Source organism: Streptomyces sp. NPDC003247 (genome assembly GCF_042888135.1).
In the GTDB taxonomy this organism is placed as follows: domain Bacteria; phylum Actinomycetota; class Actinomycetes; order Streptomycetales; family Streptomycetaceae; genus Streptomyces.
Genome location: NZ_JBIAPF010000014.1, coordinates 14,746 through 32,807, shown reverse-complemented (window position 1 = coordinate 32,807; position 18,062 = coordinate 14,746). Strand labels below are relative to the sequence as shown.

General features: G+C 72.5%; 20 protein-coding genes. 16 read left to right on the top strand and 4 right to left on the bottom strand.

Annotated elements, in window-relative coordinates; all coding sequences use genetic code 11:
- From ACFYWQ_RS35635 to ACFYWQ_RS35615, 5 genes are all read left to right on the top strand, one after another.
- Entirely contained in the window at positions 1-975 is a 975-nt protein-coding gene (locus ACFYWQ_RS35635; RefSeq protein WP_389522463.1) for an ABC transporter permease, read from the top strand.
- Positions 968-2,680, top strand: coding sequence for a dipeptide ABC transporter ATP-binding protein (locus tag ACFYWQ_RS35630; RefSeq protein ID WP_389522462.1), 1,713 nt, complete (start codon positions 968-970; stop codon positions 2,678-2,680). The genes ACFYWQ_RS35635 and ACFYWQ_RS35630 overlap by 8 nt, the downstream gene beginning before the upstream one ends.
- Positions 2,677-3,897 (top strand): dipeptidase, encoded by a 1,221-nt coding sequence (locus ACFYWQ_RS35625; RefSeq protein WP_389522460.1) that lies wholly within the window; start codon positions 2,677-2,679, stop codon positions 3,895-3,897. The genes ACFYWQ_RS35630 and ACFYWQ_RS35625 overlap by 4 nt, the downstream gene beginning before the upstream one ends.
- 7 nt (positions 3,898-3,904) lie before the next feature.
- The gene (locus ACFYWQ_RS35620) at positions 3,905-4,141 is read left to right on the top strand and encodes a DUF6059 family protein (RefSeq protein ID WP_389522459.1); all 237 of its coding nucleotides are present in this window, start codon (positions 3,905-3,907) and stop codon (positions 4,139-4,141) included.
- Between the two features lie 131 nt (positions 4,142-4,272).
- A complete protein-coding gene (locus ACFYWQ_RS35615) occupies positions 4,273-5,010 on the top strand; it encodes a glucose 1-dehydrogenase (protein WP_389522457.1) in 738 nt (245 codons plus the stop codon).
- Positions 5,011-5,047: 37 nt separating this feature from the next.
- On the opposite strand, the gene ACFYWQ_RS35610 is transcribed toward ACFYWQ_RS35615, so the two are convergent.
- Positions 5,048-5,677: an LUD domain-containing protein gene (locus ACFYWQ_RS35610; RefSeq protein ID WP_389522455.1), complete on the bottom strand. Its 630-nt coding sequence runs from the start codon at positions 5,675-5,677 to the stop codon at positions 5,048-5,050.
- A gap of 112 nt (positions 5,678-5,789) precedes the next feature.
- Between ACFYWQ_RS35610 and ACFYWQ_RS35605 the strand changes: the two genes are divergently transcribed.
- Positions 5,790-6,176 (top strand): winged helix-turn-helix transcriptional regulator, encoded by a 387-nt coding sequence (locus ACFYWQ_RS35605; RefSeq protein ID WP_389522453.1) that lies wholly within the window; start codon positions 5,790-5,792, stop codon positions 6,174-6,176.
- 61 nt (positions 6,177-6,237) lie between these two features.
- Here the strand turns inward: ACFYWQ_RS35605 and ACFYWQ_RS35600 are convergent, their stop codons facing one another.
- On the bottom strand, positions 6,238-7,011 hold the full coding sequence (locus ACFYWQ_RS35600; RefSeq protein ID WP_389522451.1) for an IclR family transcriptional regulator: 774 nt from the start codon (positions 7,009-7,011) through the stop codon (positions 6,238-6,240).
- 223 nt (positions 7,012-7,234) lie between these two features.
- On the opposite strand from ACFYWQ_RS35600, the gene ACFYWQ_RS35595 reads away from it, so the two are divergent.
- The 7 genes from ACFYWQ_RS35595 (at position 7,235) to ACFYWQ_RS35565 (ending at position 13,152) form a co-directional block, all read left to right on the top strand.
- Positions 7,235-7,315 (top strand): putative leader peptide, encoded by an 81-nt coding sequence (locus ACFYWQ_RS35595; RefSeq protein WP_389522742.1) that lies wholly within the window; start codon positions 7,235-7,237, stop codon positions 7,313-7,315.
- Positions 7,316-7,600: 285 nt separating this feature from the next.
- The gene (locus ACFYWQ_RS35590) at positions 7,601-8,632 is read left to right on the top strand and encodes an ABC transporter substrate-binding protein (protein WP_389522449.1); all 1,032 of its coding nucleotides are present in this window, start codon (positions 7,601-7,603) and stop codon (positions 8,630-8,632) included.
- A 7-nt stretch (positions 8,633-8,639) separates the two neighbouring features.
- Positions 8,640-9,641, top strand: coding sequence for an NrtA/SsuA/CpmA family ABC transporter substrate-binding protein (locus ACFYWQ_RS35585; RefSeq protein ID WP_389522447.1), 1,002 nt, complete (start codon positions 8,640-8,642; stop codon positions 9,639-9,641).
- Entirely contained in the window at positions 9,638-10,477 is an 840-nt protein-coding gene (locus tag ACFYWQ_RS35580; protein ID WP_389522445.1) for an ABC transporter permease, read from the top strand. The genes ACFYWQ_RS35585 and ACFYWQ_RS35580 overlap by 4 nt, the downstream gene beginning before the upstream one ends.
- Entirely contained in the window at positions 10,474-11,193 is a 720-nt protein-coding gene (locus tag ACFYWQ_RS35575) for an ABC transporter ATP-binding protein (RefSeq protein WP_389522443.1), read from the top strand. Before ACFYWQ_RS35580 ends, ACFYWQ_RS35575 begins: the two co-directional genes overlap by 4 nt.
- Position 11,194: 1 nt before the next feature.
- On the top strand, positions 11,195-12,064 hold the full coding sequence (locus ACFYWQ_RS35570) for an ABC transporter substrate-binding protein (RefSeq protein WP_389522441.1): 870 nt from the start codon (positions 11,195-11,197) through the stop codon (positions 12,062-12,064).
- 14 nt (positions 12,065-12,078) lie between these two features.
- On the top strand, positions 12,079-13,152 hold the full coding sequence (locus ACFYWQ_RS35565; protein WP_389522439.1) for an LLM class flavin-dependent oxidoreductase: 1,074 nt from the start codon (positions 12,079-12,081) through the stop codon (positions 13,150-13,152).
- A gap of 18 nt (positions 13,153-13,170) precedes the next feature.
- Here ACFYWQ_RS35565 and ACFYWQ_RS35560 read toward each other — a convergent pair whose 3' ends face one another.
- Entirely contained in the window at positions 13,171-13,731 is a 561-nt protein-coding gene (locus tag ACFYWQ_RS35560; RefSeq protein WP_389522438.1) for a TetR/AcrR family transcriptional regulator, read from the bottom strand.
- A gap of 105 nt (positions 13,732-13,836) precedes the next feature.
- Here ACFYWQ_RS35560 and ACFYWQ_RS35555 point away from each other — a divergent pair, with 105 nt between their 5' ends.
- Together ACFYWQ_RS35555 and ACFYWQ_RS35550 are read left to right on the top strand one after the other, a co-directional pair.
- Complete coding sequence (locus ACFYWQ_RS35555) at positions 13,837-14,745, top strand: NmrA/HSCARG family protein (protein ID WP_389522436.1); 909 nt, start codon at positions 13,837-13,839, stop codon at positions 14,743-14,745.
- A gap of 188 nt (positions 14,746-14,933) precedes the next feature.
- The gene (locus ACFYWQ_RS35550; RefSeq protein WP_389522434.1) at positions 14,934-15,785 is read left to right on the top strand and encodes an NmrA/HSCARG family protein; all 852 of its coding nucleotides are present in this window, start codon (positions 14,934-14,936) and stop codon (positions 15,783-15,785) included.
- A gap of 29 nt (positions 15,786-15,814) precedes the next feature.
- On the opposite strand, the gene ACFYWQ_RS35545 is transcribed toward ACFYWQ_RS35550, so the two are convergent.
- Positions 15,815-16,075, bottom strand: a complete 261-nt coding sequence (locus ACFYWQ_RS35545) for a pentapeptide repeat-containing protein (protein ID WP_389522432.1) — start codon at positions 16,073-16,075, stop codon at positions 15,815-15,817.
- A 701-nt stretch (positions 16,076-16,776) separates the two neighbouring features.
- On the opposite strand from ACFYWQ_RS35545, the gene ACFYWQ_RS35540 reads away from it, so the two are divergent.
- Positions 16,777-17,985 (top strand): serine hydrolase domain-containing protein, encoded by a 1,209-nt coding sequence (locus tag ACFYWQ_RS35540; RefSeq protein ID WP_389522430.1) that lies wholly within the window; start codon positions 16,777-16,779, stop codon positions 17,983-17,985.
- The last annotated feature ends 77 nt before the right edge of the window (positions 17,986-18,062 follow it).

The following is an 18,062-nucleotide window of genomic DNA, read 5'->3' as shown; positions in this document are numbered from 1 at the left end:
GTGGCACAACTCCTCCAGCGACGGCAGACGTCGCTGCCGGACCGTCTGCGGGCACGACTGCGCACGGGCGGTGCCGTACAGCGCGCCATGCTGCTCACCGGCGCGGCCCTCACGGCGCTGTTCGTCCTCACGGCGCTCCTCGGCCCGCTGGTCGCGCCGTACGGGTATGCCCAACTCCAGGACGCTGTTGGACTGTTCGGCTCGCAGCAGCCGCCCGGCGGCGCACATCCGCTGGGCACCACCATCGCGGGGTACGACGTGCTGTCCCGCACGGTGTGGGGCGCCAGGACCGCACTGGAGATCATCCTCGCGGCGCTGCTGCTCTCGGTGGTCCCCGGCACCGTGCTGGGCCTGGCCTCCGGCTATCTCGGCGGCCGCCTCGACCGGCTGCTGGTCGGGCTCGCCGACGCGCTCTACGCCTTCCCGCCGCTGCTGCTCGCCATCGTCATGTCGATCGTGATCAGCGGCGGACAGTCGAGCCTGGTCGGCGGCCTCGGCGCGGCGGCCTGCTCGGTCGCCGTGGCCTTCGTACCGCAGTACTTCCGTGTCGTACGGGCCGAGGTGATCCGGGTCAAGGCGGAGCCCTTCGTGGACGCCGCCCGGGTGATCGGCACCGGAACCTGGCGGATCATGTTCCGGCACGTGCTGCGCAACTCGGTCCGCACGCTCCCGCTGATCTTCACCATCAACGCCTCCGAGGCCATCCTCACCCTCGCCGGACTCGGCTTCCTCGGCTTCGGCATCGAACCCAACTCGGCCGCCGAGTGGGGCTACGACCTCAACCGCTCCGTCGCCGACGTCACATCGGGACTGTGGTGGACCGCGATACCGCCGGGCCTGGCCATCGTGCTCACCGTGCTCGGCACCACCCTGCTCGGCGAGAGCCTCACCGACCTGGCCGACCCGCGCCTCCGGCGGCGCGTCGGCCCCACACCGACCGTCACCCGAGCGGACGGAGGCGCGGACGATGACTGACCTGCTGCGCATCGAGGACCTGCACGTCACCTTCGCCACGGACACCGGCGCGGCCCCCGCGGTGAAAGGGGTGAACCTGTCCGTCGCTCCGGGGGAGGTGCTGGCCCTGGTCGGCGAGAGCGGCAGCGGCAAGACCGTGACCGCCCGGTCGGTCCTGGGACTGCTGCCCGCCACCGCGACCGCCCGCGGCCGCGTGCTGCTCGGCGACGGCACCGCCGACCCGGCCGAGGACGTGCTCACCGCGTCCGCCGCCCGGCTGCGCGCCCTGCGCGGCACGCACGCGGCGATGGTGTTCCAGGAGCCCTCCACCGCACTGAACCCGGTCTTCACCATCGGCTGGCAGCTCACCGAGGGCCTGCGCGCCCACGGACACGGTGCCGGCAAGGCCGAACGCCGCGCCCTGGCCGTCGAATGGCTCGACAAGGTCGGCATCCCGGACCCGGCCACCCGCGTGGACCACTACCCCCACCAGCTGTCGGGCGGTCAGAAACAGCGGGCCGTCATCGCCATGGCCCTCGCCCTGGGCACCCGGCTCATCGTGGCCGACGAGCCCACCACGGCGCTGGACGTCACCGTCCAGGCGGAGATCCTGGAACTCCTGCACCGCTGCCGCACCGACTTCGGCACCGCCGTGCTCCTCATCACCCACAACATGGGCGTGGTGGCCGACCTGGCGGACCGGGTGGCGGTGATGAACGAGGGCGAGGTGGTGGAACAGGCCCCGGTCCGCGAACTGTTCGCGGCACCCGGCCATCCGTACACCCGGGACCTGCTGGCCGCCGTACCGGTCTTCGGCGAGGGAAGCCGCACACCGGCGTCCCCCGCGGACGACGGGCCGCCGGTGGGTGACGGGCCGCCGGTGGGTGACGGGCCGCCGGTCGTACGGGCTGCCGGGCTGGTCGTGGACTACCCGGGAAGGCTGGGCAGGAAGGGCTTCCGGGCGGTCGACGGCGTGAGCTTCGAGATCCGGCCGGGGGAGGTGCTCGGGCTGGTGGGGGAGAGCGGCAGCGGCAAGACCACCATCGGCCGGGCCGTCGCCGGTCTGACGGACGTGACCGGCGGAGAACTCGACGTGTTCGGCCGGCCGGTGACGACCCGGCGACGCACGCGCGGCCGCGCCGGCCACATCGGCTACGTCTTCCAGGACCCCGCGGCCGGCTTCAACCCGCTGCTGACCGTCGGCGACAGCGTCGCGGAACCCCTGACCGTCCACCGGCGCGAGCTGGGGGCGGCAGCGATCCGCGCCGAAGCCGAGGCGCTGCTGGAGTCCGTGCACCTGCCCCGCGCCTACGCCGACCGCTACCCCCACGAGCTCAGCGGCGGCCAGCGACAGCGCGTCGCCCTGGCCCGCGCGCTCGCCCTGCGGCCCCCGCTGATCGTCGCGGACGAACCCACCTCGGCCCTCGACGTGTCCGTACAGGCGGCAGTGCTCGACCTGTTCGTCGCACTCCAGCGGGAACTGCGTTTCGCGGCACTGTTCATCAGCCATGACCTCGCGGTGGTGGAACAGGTCACCGACCGCGTCGTCGTCCTGCACCGCGGCCGGATCGCCGCGTCCGGTTCCACGGCCCGGGTACTGGGCAGTCCACAGGACGACTACACCCGGCGGCTGGTCGCCGCGCTGCCCGTCCCCGACCCGGTCCGGCAGGCCCGCCGCCGGCACCTGACCCCCGACGCCCTCGACGAAGGAGTGGCAAGCGCATGACCGACACCGCGTGGGACGTGGTCGAACAGGTGCTGAGCAGCACCCCGGTCTTCGACGGCCACAACGACCTGCCGCTGGCGCTGCGCGCCCGCTCCGGCTACAGCGTCGAAGGGCTCGCCGACGGCCGCCCGGACCTCCACACCGACCTGCCCCGGCTGCGCGCCGGAGGGGTCGGCGCGCAGTTCTGGTCGGTGTACGTCTCCTCGAAACTGCCCGAGCCCGAAGCCGTGGTGGCCACGCTGGAACAGATCGACGCCGTGTACCGGCTCGTCGCCCGCTACCCGGACACCTTGGCGATCGCCTACACCGCGGCCGATGTCGAGCGCTCCGTCGCCGACGGACGGATCGCCTCCCTGCTGGGCATCGAGGGCGGCCACAGCCTCGCCGAGTCCCCGGGCGTCCTGCGGTCGTACGCCCGGCTCGGCGTCCGCTACGTGACCCTCACCCACAACGACAACACCTCCTGGGCGGACTCGGCCACCGACGAGCCCGGTGTCGGCGGCCTGAACGACACGGGCCGGGCGATCGTCGCCGAACTCAACCGCACCGGTCTGCTCGTGGACCTCTCCCACGTCGCCGAGTCCACCCAGCGGGCGGCCCTCGCCGCCTCCACCTCTCCGGTGCTGTTCAGCCACTCCTCCGTACGCGCCCTCAACGACCACCCGCGCAACGTCGCCGATCCGGTCCTGGAACTGCTGCGGGACAACGGCGGTGTCCTCCAGCTCACGTTCGTCCCGTACTTCATCTCCGCCGACGTCGCCGAGTGGTCGAAGGAGTTGCAGGCCGAGCGCGACCGTCTCGGGCTCCTGCCCTGGACCTGGCCGCGCGCACCCCGGCCCGGCGAGGACCCGGCCGACGTCGCCGGGGAACACGCGGAGGCCTTCGCCGCGGCCGCCGACGACCGGCTGCGGCGCTGGACCGAGAAGCACCCCCGGCCCGAGGTGACGGTGGCCCAGGTCGCCGATCACGTGGAGCACGCCCGCGAGGTGGCGGGCAGGGACCACATCGGCCTCGGCGGCGACTACGACGGCGTCGACCACCAGCCCACCGGCCTCGCCGACGTCTCCGGCTACCCGGTGCTGCTGCGCGAACTCGCCGACCGCGGCTGGTCCCGGGCCGACCTGGAGGCGCTGACCGGCCGCAACGTGCTGCGCGTCCTGCGCGAGGCCGAACACCGCGCGACCGAACCGCTGTGGCCGACGGCCCCGCTGCGGTGAGCCCACGGTGACCCGCGCGCGCCGATGGGCCGATGTGCTCGCCCGCTGGACACCGGGCCTGCTCGCGGTCGGCTGCCTCCTGGGGGGACTGCCCCTGCCCGAGGCGTCCGCCCGCGCCGAGGAGACGCAGCGCATGCCGGAGCCGGACGGCGGACCGCCGCCCGGCCACCCGGAGTGTCTCGCGCACCTCCCCATGACGGAGACGGAGCGGGAACTCTGGTCCGCCCTGGGCCTCGAAGCCTGACGAACCGACGGGCGGCGAAACGGAGCCGGATCCGCTCCCGGAGGTCCTCGCCGGCCACGGTGGACCATGTCGGTTGAGCGTCTGATGTGGTTGAGCATCTCGACAGTCAAGTACCTCGACGGATGGAGGGCATGGTGCTGGAGGGAAAGGTCGCCCTGGTGACCGGGGCCTCGCGGGGGATCGGCCGGGGCATCGCCGAACGGCTGGGGGCGGACGGAGCGCGGGTGATCGTGAACTACCGGTCCGACGCCGAGGCGGCCGCCCAGGTGGTGTCCTCGGTGGAAAGGGCCGGCGGCCGAGCGACGGCCGTCCGCGCCGACGTCTCCGACCCGGAGGAGCTGCGCGGGTTGTTCGAGATGGCCGAGAGGTCCTACGGCGGCCTCGACCTCCTGGTCGGCAATGTGGGCGTCGCGCGGTTCGCGCCGTTGGCGGATGCCACCGACGAGGACTTCGAGCTGATGTTCACGACCAACACGCGCGCCACCTTCATGGCGTTGCGCGAGGCGGCCCGGCGGTTGCGTGACGGCGGACGCATCGTCGTCGTCTCCAGCGGCGCGGCGGTCACGGCCCGCCCGGCCTCGGGCCTGTACGCAGCCAGCAAGGCAGCCGGTGATCTGCTGGTGCGTACGGCCGCCAAGGAACTGGGACCCCGGGGGATCACCGTGAACAGTGTCCTGCCCGGCGCGACACGCACCGATGCCCTGGAAGCCGGCATGACCGCGGAGCGGCTGGAGGCGACCCGTGCGCAGACGCCCCTCGGGCGCCTCGGCGAGCCTGCCGACATCGCCGCGGTCGTCGCCTTCCTGGTCTCCGATGCCGGCGGCTGGATCACCGGTCAGACCATCCACGCAGGCGGCGGCCTGTTCTGACCCGGCCTGGTCTGACCCGGGAGATGACGATGTCCCCTCAGAAACCGATGGCCTCACGTACGAGGACGACCGTCCCGCGGCCGGGCAGCGCCTCACGCTCCAGGATGAGGATCTTGCCGAGGAAGGAGGTCTGGCCGTAGGCGTCGTGAAGCCGTCGCCACTCCTTGGGCAGGCTGTACTCGCGGATGCGGCGCAGCCCGGTGGGGATGTCAGGGACGACCTTCTGCGCGCCGGCCACCCAGATCACCTTGCGGGCGCCGGACGCGTACGGCGCCAGCTGGCTGCCGCTCGCGGAGCCGACCAGAAGGAACCCGTCCTCGGTGACGGCGTGCACGCTGCCGACGGCGACATCGGGGGTCGCACCGAGCCGGATCCTGGCGTCGACGTCGTCACCCAGGTCCCCGGCCTCGGCCCGCACGGAGCGGAAGTCGCCGGACTCGTCGATCGCGGCGGCTGTCCCGGACAGACGCAGGGTCTCGCTGGTGGCGGCGAACACCGACCGGTCGCGCGGCAGCAGTGAGAGCACGAGTTCCTTGGCGTCGGCCGCGGTGCCGACGAGGTGGACGAGATAGCCGTGGTCGCGCAGGGCGGCGGCCGCGCGCTCCAGACGGGACTCGGCGGCGGGCTCGGCGAAGCCCTCGTCGACGGCGGGTGCCTGAGTGGTCATGGGTCCTCCGGAAATCGAGCCGGTCACGGCTGGTGAGTGGACCCAGTCTGCGAAAGCATGGAACGACCCGGAAGACGGCACTTATTACTGCCTCAGTGAGGTGGAGGGAACCATGACCACCGGCGAGTCCGATCCGATGTCCGTGCTGGGACGACGGGACGAGGTCACCTGTCGTGTGCGCGACGTCCTGGACCGGGTCGGATCCAAGTGGACGGTGACCGTGATCCATGAACTCGGTTCGGGCTCACGTCGCTTCACCGAGATCAAGAACGCCGTCCCCGGCATCAGCCAGCGCATGCTCACCGAGACCCTGCGGGGCCTGGAGCGCGACGGACTCGTCGAGCGCACCGTGCACCCCGTGGTGCCACCCCGCGTCGACTACGAGCTGACGTCGCTCGGCCGCACGTTGCTGGAGTCGGTCCGCACCGTCCTCGACTGGGCCCTGGAGCACGTCGACGACATCGACGTGGCCCGGAAGGCGTACGACGGCCGGACCTGACGCGCGGGACCGGGGGCTGTCGACCGCCCTGCGCGGCCGCCGTGCGCCGTCCGCCGCCGGCTCAGGCCCGGAGCGTGCTGCTGCGCTGTGCCGGTGGGAGCAGCAGGATCTCCAGGGCCTGTGCGCAGGCGCGTGCCTGGGCGAGGAACCACGCGAAGCGGTCGCCGGTGATCAGCTCGGGCGTGCCGCGCACGGCGAGCGCGAAGCGCGCCGAGCCGAGATGGTCCAGGACGGGCACGGCGAGGGTCCTGATCCCCTGGGCCGACTCGCCGTCGTTGAGCGCGTACTCCTGCTCCCGCACCCGTTCCAGCTCGACGGTGAGATGTTCCCGGTCGACGATCGTGCGGTCGGTGAAGGCCCGCAGCGGCGGCAGCGCCTCCGCGCCGGTCTCGCCGGGGCGCGGCCACGCCAGCAGCACCTTGCCCAGTGCCGTGGAGTGCAGCGGCCGGCGCAGCCCCACCTTCGGCGTGACCGAGCCTCCCGCCACGATCACCACATGCGGCCCGCTGCGCAGGGCCAGGTCGGCGGTGGCACCGGTGCGCCGGGCCAGGTCCGTCAGTTCGGGCGAGGCCAGGTGCAGACCGCGCTGGTGATACGACAGACGCCCGAGTTCGGTCACGGCGGGCCCGAGCCGGTAACGCGCCGTGCGGGGGTCCTGCTCGAGGAAACCGGCACCCAGGAGCGTACGGGCCAGCCGGTGCGCCGTCGACGTGGACAGGCCGAGCCTGCGGGAGATCTCCGAGGCGCTGAGGTCCGGGGCGTTGTCGTGGAAGCAGTGCAGGACGTCCAGGGCCCGCTGGACCGCCTGTGCCCCTGCTATCGGAGTCTGTGCCACCGTCCCTCTTCTCCCTGTCCTCTCACACCGTGCCCTCCGGGGCCCGGGCTGAAGATTCCCACATGACGGGAAGTCCGCAGGGCGTTCAGCGCCTGCCGAAACAGCCTGTTCACGCTCACTCCCACATCATGGGAAGCTGCTTGCCGCCTGCTGGAGGGGCGTGTCAGGCTGCGTGCACGCCGCCGGAACGGGTCCGGCGCGAGTCGGCGAAAGGGGCGGAGCCATGCGCGGGACCGCTGCGCCCTTGCTCACCACGCGCCGACACGTCGACCTGGGCCGCGTCGCCAGCGCCGTCTGTCGCTGATCCGCCCCGGCTCACCGGCCCCCCTCGCGGGCATCATCGCGTCGGCAGCCCAAGCCGGTACCCACTCGGCGCGCCGCCGACCCGTACCGCGTCGTCGCGCCGACAGCCCGCGTACCCACCGGACCGCCGGACGTCCTCGGTGGAACCCGGCCGGTCGCCCACCACCCCCACCCCGCACCGAGCGCCGGAGCGACGGCCGCACCGAGGCCCGCGCCTGCCCGGCGCCCGCTCCCCCCCTTCGCCCTCGTCGCCCGCGCGGCGATCAGCCCTCCCTGGGAAGAGCCCATGACGCACCCACTCCTGCCCGGAACCCTGTGGTTCACCCGCTGTCCGGTGCCCACCGCGACCGGCATCGCCGCCGACCGGCGCTGGCTCGCCGAGGAGTTCGCGCCGGACGGGATCGCCGTCCGCTCCCTCCAGGACGCGACCTCCGACGTGGACGCCGCGATCCGCGGCACCCACTACACGCACACCCTGCCCGCGTTGTTCCGCGAGGGCGGCAACGTGCCCGCGCTGTGGGCCCGTTCGCGGGGCGAGGCCACCCGTCTGATCGGTCTGACCTGGATCGAGGAGCGCCAGGCGGTCCTCGTCGCCCCCGGCTCGCCCCTCCGCGGCGCCGCCGCCCTGCGCGGACGGCGACTGGCCGTGCCCCGGCACCCCGTCGCCATCGACTTCTGGCGCGCCATGGCCCTGCGCGGCTTCGAGGGCGCGCTGGCCTCCGCCGGACTCGGCCTGGAGGACGCGGAACCGGTCGACGTGCCCGTCGGCGGCCACACCGGACAGTGGGCCGCCGAACTGGCCGCACTGACCCGCGGCGACGTCGACGCGGTGTACGTCAAGGGCGCCGTGGCCGTCGAGGCCGCGCGGCGCGCCGGCGCCGAGGTGGCGGTCGAACTCGACGAACTGCCCGACCGCGTCCACCGGGTGAACAACGGAACCCCGCGCCCCATCACCGTCCACCAGCGGCTGCTCGACGAGCACCCCGACCTTGTCGACCGGTTCCTCGCCGTGCTGCTGCGCGCCGCCGACTGGGCGGCGGAGCAGCCGGAGGAGGTGGCCCGCATCCTGGGCGCCGAGACCGGTGCCGGCGCGGAGGGCGTGCGCGGCGCCTACCGGCCCGGCACCCACCGCACCCTCCACCCCGACCTCTCCGAGGAACGGCTCTCCCTGCTCGCCCTCCAGGAGTCGGCGCTGCGCGCCCACGGCTTCCTGCCCGAACCCGTCGACGTCCGGGCCTGGGCCGACCCCGAACCGCTGCGCCGCGCCCGCCTCCGCCTCGCCGACCACCGGCCCCCGTCCCGCTCTCTCGACACGTAGGACTGTCATGCGCCTTTCGAGACTTCTCCCCGCCGCCGTCTCCACCGCCACCGCCCTCATCGTCCTCACCGCCTGCGGCACCTCACAGGCCGGCACCGGCTCCGCGACCGCCGCCACGGTCACCATCCGCATCCCCGACCCCGGCAACTCCGGAGTCCTCGCGGTGGGCAAGAAGGACGGCTCCCTCGCCAAGGCGCTGGCCGAGGTGCACGCGAAGGTCGCCTGGACCGGCAGCGCCGGACCCTTCGCCCCGGCGGCGCAGGCCCTCAACGCCGACCAGCTCGACATCGCCACCGGCTCGATCACCTCCGGCATCACCTCGCTGTCGCAGAACCCCCGCTTCAAGTTCTTCACCGCCACCGCACCCGACCCGGTCGGCGAGGGCATCCTCGTCAAGAACGGCTCCGGCATCGACTCCGTCAAGGACCTCGTCGGCAGGAAAGTCGCCGTCAACCAGGGAGGCACCGGCGAGTACCTGCTGCTGAAGGCGCTCGCCGAGGAGGGCATCGCCGCGGACGAGGTGGAGCGCGTCTATCTGCGGCCCGACCAGACGGCCGCCGTCTTCAACGCCGGCAAGGTCGACGCCTGGGCGGTCTGGGCGACCTACTCCGTGGCCGAGCTCGGCACCGGCAAGGCTCACTTCCTGGCCGACGGGCAGGCCATCGGATCGGACAACTACAGTCTCACCGCCGTCCGCGCCGCCTTCGCCGAGCAGCATCCCGACGTCGTCAAGGCGCTCTACCAGTACCTGCACGACGGCAGCGTCGAGGAGAAGCGGGACCCGGCCGCCTACCTGAACGTCAACACCGACGCCGGGCCCCAGGCCCTCACCGGAGAGGCCAAGCGCATCCAGGTCGAGTTCACCGGCAAGGGCGGCACCGTCGAGCCGATCACCGATGCGGACATCACCCGCTTCGAGGCCGTCGCGAGCTTCTACGCCCAGCAGAAGGTCACCCCTGCCGAGGTCGACGTCGCCGCCCACCTCATCGACGTGACGACCCTGTCATGACGGCCGTCCACGAGATCCCGGCACCGCCGGGCGGCACGGGACTGGTGACGCCCCGGGCCGTCGTCCCACGGCCCCGCCCCCGCCGGGTCACGGTCGTCGTCCGGGCCCTGGGACCGGTCGCCCTGCTCGTGCTGTGGTGGGCCGCCTCCGCCACGGGCGTCCTCACCCCGGACGTGCTCGCCTCACCGGCCGACGTGGTGCGCGCGCTCGGCGAGCTGTGGGGCAACGGCCAGCTGTCCGACGCGCTCGCCACCTCGCTGACCCGCTCCGCCACCGGTCTGCTCCTCGGCCTCGCCGCGGGCCTGACGCTGGGCGTCGTCACCGGATTCACTCGCCTGGGCGACGAACTCCTGGACTCGTCCCTCCAGACCCTGCGGACGATCCCCTTCCTGTCCCTGGTCCCGCTGTTCATGGTGTGGTTCGGCATCAACGAGATCGCCAAGATCCTGCTGATCGCCGTCGCCACCACCTTCCCGATGTACGTCTCCACCTCCAGCGGCGTCCGCAACACCGACGCGAAACTCGTCGAGGCGATGCGCAGCTTCGGCATGAGCAGGATCGCCGTCGTGCGTGAGGTGGTCCTGCCCGGCGCACTGCCGTCGCTGCTGGCCGGGCTCCGGCTGTCGATGACCCTCAGCGTGATCGCGCTGATCGCCGCCGAGGAGATCAACGCCACCGCCGGCATCGGCTACCTGATGGCCCAGGCACAGAGTTACGCTCGCACAGACGTCCTGGCCGTGTGCATCCTCGTCTACGGCCTGTTCGGGCTGCTGGCCGACGCGATCGTCCGGCTCCTGGAGCGGGTGCTGATGCCGTGGCGGAGGGCGGGCCGATGACGACTGCCGTCGAAGTCAGCGCGCTGCGCAAGGCGTTCGGACCACGGGCCGTGCTCGACGGGCTCGACCTCACCATCGGGCGGGGCGAGTTCGTCGCCCTGCTGGGCGCCAGCGGCAGCGGCAAGACGACCCTGCTGCGCATCCTCGGAGCCCTGGACAGCGCCGACGCGGGCCGGGTGCTGGTCCCCGGCGCGCGCACCGTCGTCTTCCAGGAACCGCGCCTCGTGCCCTCCAAACGGGTGCTGGCCAACGTGACCGTCGCCCTGCCCCGCACCGCGTCCGAACGCGGCCGCCGGGCCCTGGCGGAGGTCGGCCTGGAAGGCCACGCCCGGGCCTGGCCCGCCACCCTCTCGGGGGGTGAGGCGCAGCGCGTGGCCCTCGCCCGCGCCCTGGTCCGTGAGCCCGAACTCCTCCTCCTGGACGAGCCGTTCGCCGCCCTCGACGCCCTCACCCGGCTGCGCATGCAGGACCTGGTGGGCGAGCTGTGCCGCGCCCACCGGCCGGCCGTCCTGCTCGTCACCCACGACGTGGAGGAGGCCGTGCGTCTCGCCGACCGCGTCTGCGTCCTGCGCGAGGGCCGGCTCGTCACCGACGAGCCCGTGGACGTGCCCCGTCCCCGCGACCCGGGCGACCCGTCCTTCGCCGCCCTGCGCCGCCGCCTGCTGAACGACCTGGGCGTACCGCCCACCACGACCGTTGAGACCGGAGAGCACTGAAATGTCCCTCACCATCGGCGTCCACAACAGCAACCCCACCCTCTACTACCTCTCGCGCCTCGACTTCGCCGCCGAGGAACTGGCCCCGCTGGGGGAGACGGTCGTCTTCCACCCGTACACCGACGGCGTGCGCACCGGGCCACTGCTGACCGAGGGCGTGATCGACTTCGGCGGTACCGGCTCGACCCCGCCCGTCACGGCCCAGGCCGCCGGTCACGACCTCGTCTACGTCGCGGTCTCCGCCCCGCGCCCCGACCACGGCGCGCTCCTGGTCACCGAGGACAGCCCCGCGCGCACGGTCGCCGACCTGGAGGGCGGCACCGTGCACCTGGCGATCGGCTCCTGGCAGACCCACCTCGTCGCCAAGGCCCTCGACGACGCGGGACTGTCGTACGCCATCGACATCACCGCCGAACGCGGGGGTGAGGACAGCGAGAAGCTGCTGCGCGACGGCTCCATCGCGGCCTGGGTCGCCCAGGGGCCGCAGCTGGCCGCCGCCCTGCGCACCGGGGGCGTCCGGGCCCTCGTCCGCACCGGCGACGTCATCACCGACCGCTCGGTGTTCTTCACCCGGCGCGAGCTGGCCGAGAACCGGCCCGAGGTCGTCGAGGCACTGGTACGCGCCCTGCGCCGGGCCGACGCCTGGGCCGAGGCCCATCCGGGCGAGGCCGCCGCGATCGCCGCCGGCCACCAGGGCGGCACCGCCGCCGACTGGGAGACGGCCCTGCGCGCCCTGCCCTGGCGCATCGAGGACGTCGGCGCGGACTTCCTCGCCGAACAGCAGCAGGCCGCCGACATCTTCGCCCGCACCGGCTTCATCGACGGCCCCGTCACGGTCGCCGACGCCGTGGCGCGCCGGGACAGGGACTGAGGGGACACACGACCATGGCCTCCGAAGTGCTCTGGTACATCATTCCGCGCGAGGGCGCCTACCCCTGGGAGCCAGGCGGCCGCCGCCCGGTCGACCTCGGCTACCTCCAGCAGCTCGCCGGCACGGTCGAACGCCTCGGCTTCAGCGGCGCGCTGCTCGCGACCGACCTGTACGACGTCTGGCCGCTGGGCAGCGCCCTCGCCGCCGCCACGAGCCCCCGTTTCCATCCGCTGCTGGCCGTCCACCCCGGTCTGATCGCCCCGACGCTGCTCGCCAAGATGGCGCTCACCTTCGACAGCCTCTTCGGCGGACGCCTGCGCTTCAACGTCGTCAACGGCTCGACGAAGACGCTGCGCGAGTACGGCCTGAACGTCGAGCACGACGAGCGGTACGCGCTGAGCGCCGAGTACTGGTCCATCGTCAAGCGGCTCACCGCGGGCGAGGTCTTCGACCACCGGGGCCGGTTCTACGACCTCAAGGGCGCCGGCTCCTCGTTCGGCGACCTCAGGCCGACGCAGACCCCGCACGTGCCGCTGTGGTTCGGTGGCTCCTCCGAACCGGGCATCGAGATGGCGGCCCGGCACGTGGACGTCTATCTCACCTGGGGCGAGCCGCCGCACCTGCTGAAGGAGAAGCTGGACCGGGTGCGCGAGCGGGCGGCGGCGCACGGCCGCACCCTGCGCATCGGCCTGCGGTTGCACCTGATCGTCCGCGACACCGAGGACGAGGCCTGGGCGGCGGCCGACCGGCTGCTCGACGTCACCAGCGAGGCGACGTACGCCCGGCAGCTCGGCGACCGTGCGGGGGAGGACGGCGTCGGCTGGCAGCGGCAGTTCCGCCAGCACGGCGGCCGGGTGCCCGCCCGAGCCCGGGAGCTGGAGACCCACCCGAACCTCTGGCCGGGCATGAGCCTGTTCCGCCCGGGGCCGGGCACGGCGGTGGTGGGCTCGGCCGCCCAGGTGGTGGAGCGGCTGAAGGAGTACGAGGACCTGGGCGTCGACACCTTCATCCTCTCCGGCAACCCCCTGCTGGAGGAGGCGTACCGGGTCGCGGAGACCGTCCTGCCCGCCCTCGGCGTCAGGCCCTGAACGTCCCTCCCCTCCCGGTCACCTCCGAGGGCTGACCCCCTCCACCGTCAGGCCGAGCAGCCGGTGCGCCTCCGCGGCGGGGTCCGGGTGGTGCTCCGTGGCCAGGGCGATCCCCGTGACCAGCGTGATCAGGTCGGCGATGGTCACACCCGGCGCCACCGCACCGGCCCGCACGGCGTGCCGCAGCAGAGGATCGGCCGCCCCGGTGAGCCGTGCCGAGCAGACGTTCACATGGTCCGGGTCGTCCGTTCCGTCCTGGATCAGCGCGTCGGCCATGCCCCGCGCGGAGGCGGCGTACGCGGTGAGCGCGCCCAGCCAGTCCAGCAGCGCGGCCCGCGCGTCGGCCGCCCCGGCCGACTCCTCGGCGCGGGCGCACAGGGCCTCGATCCGCTCGCTGAACACGGCCTGGAGCAGGGCGCGCCGGCCGGGGAAGTGCCGGCGCACGGTCGCCGAACCGACCCCCGCGACCCGGGCGATCCGCTCCAGGGAGGCGTCGGCGCCGTGGGCGGCGACCTCCTCCTCGGCCACGGCGAGAATCCGCGCGTAATTGCGCCGGGCGTCCGCGCGCTGGACGGTCATGGCGTTCTCTCCGAGCTTGCTAAGTGGCGGGGCCCTCCGTATCGTACCCGAACGTAAACGGCGGGCCCCGCCATTTAGTGCCGTGCCACCACGTGAGGAACCCCTATGACCACAGAATCCGCACCGGTCCTGGTCACCGGCGCGACCGGCAGGCAGGGCGGTGCCACCGCCCGCGCCCTGCTCGCGCAGGGCGTGCGCGTCCGGGCACTCGTCCGCGACCCCGCCACCGGCCGGGCGAAAGCAGTCCGGGCGCTCGGCGCCGAACTGGTCACCGGCGACCTCGACGACCGCGACTCCGTGACCGCGGCCGCCGAGGGCGCCCGCGCCGTGTTCTCGGTCCAGATGCCCGACATGGCCGGACGCGGCTTCGACGGCGAGGTCGCCCAGGCCGTCCATCTGATCGAGGGGGCGCGGGCCGCCGGAGTACCGCAGTTCGTGCACACCTCCGTCTCCGGAGCCGGGCAGCACACCCGATGGGTCAAGGGTCCCTGGGCCTGGATGGAGCCCTACTACACCGCGAAGGCCGGCATCCAGGACCGGGTGCGGGAGGCGGGCTTCGCGCAGTGGACGCTCATCAAACCGGGCTTCTTCATGGAGAACTTCCACCCCTCGGAGGCCATCATGTTCCCCCGCGGTGTCGAGGGCGGACTGGTGAGCCTGCTGAAGCCCCCGACCCGGCTGTCCCTCGTCGCGGTCGAGGACATCGGCAGGGCGGCCGCCGCGGCCGTCGCCGCGCCCGAGCGGTTCCACCGTGTCGAACTGGAGCTGGCGAGCGACTTCCTGACGATGACGGACATCGCCGAAGTCCTCTCCCGCCACCTGGACACCGAGCTGACCGCGCCCGACATGACCGAGGAGCGGGCGACCGCTGCCGGGATGCCCGACATGGGCTTCGCACAGGCTCACCTCAACGAGCACGCCCAGCCCGCCCGCCCGGAGTTCGCGCGAGACCTCGGCCTCTCCCTCACCACCTTCGAGGCGTGGGCACGAGAACACCTGCGGGCGACAGCCTGACGCTGCCCCTGCCGCAGGTCCCGTACAGAACGTACGGACGGCATGACCGTGCGCGCACTGTGCAAGCCTGACAGCGCCCATTGCGGCTCCTCCAGGCGCGCCGTGATGTGGTCCGCGGAGCCAGGGGCCGATGATGGCGGTCGGGCCTGTCGGAGGCTCGTCTTCGTACGTGTGAGGGGAGTCGTTCGATGGCTGACGAGCCGATTCTGGTGCTCGCCGCGACCGGCGGACAGGGCAGGGCCGTGACGGACGCGCTGCTGGGCCGCCGAGCCCCGGTCCGGGCGCTGGTCCGCGACCCGGACCGGAAAGCCGCGCGGGAACTGGCCGAGCAGGGCGTCGACGTGCGGGCCGGATCGCTGAGCGACCATGCGTCGCTCGCCGCGGCGATGAGCGGGGTGGCGAGTGTGTTCGCGTTCACCACTCCCTTCGAAGCCGGTACGGAGGCGGAGGTCGCCCAAGGGCGGGCGATCCTCTCCGCCGCGGCGCAGGAGCACGTCCCGCACCTCGTGTTCAGCTCCGTCGCCGGGGCCGACCAGGACAGCGGAGTACCGCACTTCGACAGCAAGGCGCGCATCGAGCGGGAACTGGCCGACGGCGACGTGCCGTACACGATCCTGGGGCCGACCTACTTCTTCGACAACGCCATGGGCGGAGCGGAACGCATCGTCAGCGGCCACCTCGACCTGCCGCTGCCCCCCGACCGTCCACTCCAGCAGCTCGCCCGCCGGGACCTCGGCGCTTTCGCCGCGGAGGTCCTGGTCGCCCCCGCCTCCTACGTCGGGCAGCGCATCGAACTGGCCAGTGACGCCCCCACACCCACGCAGATGGCGGACTCGTTCAGCGCGGCGCTGGGGCGGGAGGTCCGCCACGAACGGGTACCGCTGGCGGCGATCGGCAACCCCGACATGCACGCCATGTGGACGTTCCTCAACGGGCCCGGCTACCGCGTCGACATCCCCGCCCTCCACCATGCCCACCCGGACATCCCCTGGACCCGTTTCGCGGACTGGGCGCAGCGCACATGGGCCGACGCTCGCTGAGCCGTCGGCGGCAACGGCGAGCGGAGGTCTCAGGCTCTGTACGGCGTTCTGCGGCCGCCACCGCCACGCACTTGATATGTGCCGGGTCCGACTTGCTTGGACACCATGCTGACCAGCGTTGCCCAGCGGAGCGGCCACCGGGTTTCCTTGTCCCAGATCGATCCGCCGGGGAAGCCCATGGCGGCTCCCCTCAGATCGACGCCGGTCATGCCGGCGTTGATCAGGTTAGCGCCTGTCAGGACAGCGTCGGCCAGTAGCCGAACCGCGGTAGAGCATGCCGGTCGGCCCACCGCGCACGCCACAGCTGTCGACGGCCAGGGCGCGGGGGCCCTTCAGGTAAGGGCGTAGGTGCTGAAGACACTCGTTCACGGTAAGAGCTGGGATACTCGACTGAGGGGTGAATGGCCGCTTCCGCAAGCGAAATGGGCGCGTGTACGCCTCTGTGCGGTGGTCCGGGGCGCTGGGGGTGGCGGGTTGGTGACTGCTTCCCGGCCGCCCCGTCCCCGGGTGCGCCGTCGGCGCGCTCGGCGACCAGGCGTGGTGGAGAGGTGGGCGCCGTCGGCAAGGCGAGCGGGTGCAGCCGTCGAGCACCTCGAACTCCGGGTGCTCGACGGGACCGGACGCCCAGTTGATCGGTCCGGGCACGGATGCGGCCCGTCCTGGACGCTCTGGAAGCCGAGTTCCCCAAAGCCGCAGCCCATCTGGACACCGCCCAGTACGACTTGCTGGCGTTCGCCGCCTTCCTGCGTGTCCGACTGGCCGGAAAGCGCCCATGGGAAGTTCCAAGGCTCAACACAGCCGACGCCCAAGGTCGTTAAGGTGTCGGTGATCCGTCATGCCGATCAAGGTCCGGCGGGTTGAGCACGGACCACCGAATCAGCCCTGCCACCGCCCCGCCATCGCCACGCCACTGCCACCGGAACGACGAGCAGGACCGGAACCCCTCCAGCGTCGGTCGGCACCCACCGACCCCTCCCAGAGAAGATCTCGTATGCGCATTCGAGCAATCGGCGTCGTCGTCGCGGGCCTCACGCTCGCCACCCTCGCGACCCCCGCACAGGCCGCGGATCTGCCGGCGCCGAACATCGAGGCCATCCGCACCGTGCAGCGACAGGCCATGGCGCAGGGCGCACCGGGCGCGCTGACCCTCATCGACGACCAGGCCACCTACTACGGCGTCGCGAGCGGCAAGGCCGACACCGCCACGGGGGCCAGGATGGACACCGGTCGACGGTTCCGGATCGGCAGCGTCACCAAGACCTTCAGCACGGTCGTCCTGATGCAGCTGGTCTCCGAGGGCCTCGTCGATCTGGACGCGCCCGCCAACACGTACCTGCCCACACCCCTGCCGAGCAGCTCCATCACCGTGCGGCACCTGCTCAGCCACCGCAGCGGGCTCTACGACTACACCAACGACATGTTCTACTACACCGTTCCGGGCTTCGAAGCGGTGCGGAACAAGACGTTCAGCTTCCAGGAACTGATCGACAAGTCCACGGCGCACCCGCTGACCATCACGCCCGGATCCGGCTACAGCTACTCCAACACCAACTTCGTGGTGATCGGCCAGATCATCGAGCACCTCACCGGGAAGCCGGTCGCCGAGCAGTACCGGCAGCGCATCTTCGAGCCGCTCAAGCTCGGCAACACCTCCTACGTGCACCCCCTGACCGGCATCACCGGGTCCGCCTCACGCGGCTATCTGCGACCGGACGACACCACGCTTCCCCTGGTGGACTCCACGGAGCAGACGGTCTCCTGGGCGCAGTCCGCCGGCGCGATCATCTCCAACGCGGAGGACCTCGACACGTTCTTCAGCGCCCTGCTCTCCGGCGCCCTGCTCCCGGAGAGCGCCCTGCGGCAGATGACCACCATGGTCCCGGTCAACGCGGACGGCAGCCAGTCCTACGGTCTGGGTCTGCGCGCCAGGAAGCTCTCCTGCGGTGTGACGGTCTACGGGCACACCGGCACCGTGCAGGGTTACTACACCTGGGCGTTCGGTGCCGCCGACGGCAGCCGCACCATGACCTCCATGGCCAACACCTCCAACAACGGGACCGTGAACACCACGCTGGGCGCGACGCTGGAGGCGGCGTTCTGCGGCACCGCCCCGGCGGCCGCTTCCGTCAGCGCCGCGGCAGCGGTCGACGACGGGTTCCGCGAGGAGATCGCCCCGGACGTCGTCCGCGGCCGACGGTGACCGGCAGGTCTCCTGATCCGCATCGACGGACCGGCGGCGATCGACGATTGCCCGGCGGAACGGCACCGGCGGGCACT

Excerpts from the sequence above, each read along its gene's own strand:
- ACFYWQ_RS35625 (WP_389522460.1), top strand. The coding sequence starts at position 2,677 with ATGACCGACACCGCGTGGGACGTGGTCGAACAGGTGCTGAGCAGCACC.
- ACFYWQ_RS35570 (WP_389522441.1), top strand. The coding sequence starts at position 11,195 with ATGTCCCTCACCATCGGCGTCCACAACAGCAACCCCACCCTCTACTAC.
- ACFYWQ_RS35615 (WP_389522457.1), top strand. The coding sequence starts at position 4,273 with ATGGTGCTGGAGGGAAAGGTCGCCCTGGTGACCGGGGCCTCGCGGGGG.
- ACFYWQ_RS35550 (WP_389522434.1), top strand. The coding sequence starts at position 14,934 with ATGGCTGACGAGCCGATTCTGGTGCTCGCCGCGACCGGCGGACAGGGC.
- ACFYWQ_RS35565 (WP_389522439.1), top strand. The coding sequence starts at position 12,079 with ATGGCCTCCGAAGTGCTCTGGTACATCATTCCGCGCGAGGGCGCCTAC.
- ACFYWQ_RS35560 (WP_389522438.1), bottom strand. The coding sequence starts at position 13,731 with ATGACCGTCCAGCGCGCGGACGCCCGGCGCAATTACGCGCGGATTCTC.
- ACFYWQ_RS35575 (WP_389522443.1), top strand. The coding sequence starts at position 10,474 with ATGACGACTGCCGTCGAAGTCAGCGCGCTGCGCAAGGCGTTCGGACCA.
- ACFYWQ_RS35555 (WP_389522436.1), top strand. The coding sequence starts at position 13,837 with ATGACCACAGAATCCGCACCGGTCCTGGTCACCGGCGCGACCGGCAGG.
- ACFYWQ_RS35540 (WP_389522430.1), top strand. The coding sequence starts at position 16,777 with ATGCGCATTCGAGCAATCGGCGTCGTCGTCGCGGGCCTCACGCTCGCC.
- ACFYWQ_RS35590 (WP_389522449.1), top strand. The coding sequence starts at position 7,601 with ATGACGCACCCACTCCTGCCCGGAACCCTGTGGTTCACCCGCTGTCCG.
- ACFYWQ_RS35585 (WP_389522447.1), top strand. The coding sequence starts at position 8,640 with ATGCGCCTTTCGAGACTTCTCCCCGCCGCCGTCTCCACCGCCACCGCC.
- ACFYWQ_RS35630 (WP_389522462.1), top strand. The coding sequence starts at position 968 with ATGACTGACCTGCTGCGCATCGAGGACCTGCACGTCACCTTCGCCACG.
- ACFYWQ_RS35605 (WP_389522453.1), top strand. The coding sequence starts at position 5,790 with ATGACCACCGGCGAGTCCGATCCGATGTCCGTGCTGGGACGACGGGAC.
- ACFYWQ_RS35580 (WP_389522445.1), top strand. The coding sequence starts at position 9,638 with ATGACGGCCGTCCACGAGATCCCGGCACCGCCGGGCGGCACGGGACTG.
- ACFYWQ_RS35595 (WP_389522742.1), top strand. The coding sequence starts at position 7,235 with ATGCGCGGGACCGCTGCGCCCTTGCTCACCACGCGCCGACACGTCGAC.
- ACFYWQ_RS35610 (WP_389522455.1), bottom strand. The coding sequence starts at position 5,677 with ATGACCACTCAGGCACCCGCCGTCGACGAGGGCTTCGCCGAGCCCGCC.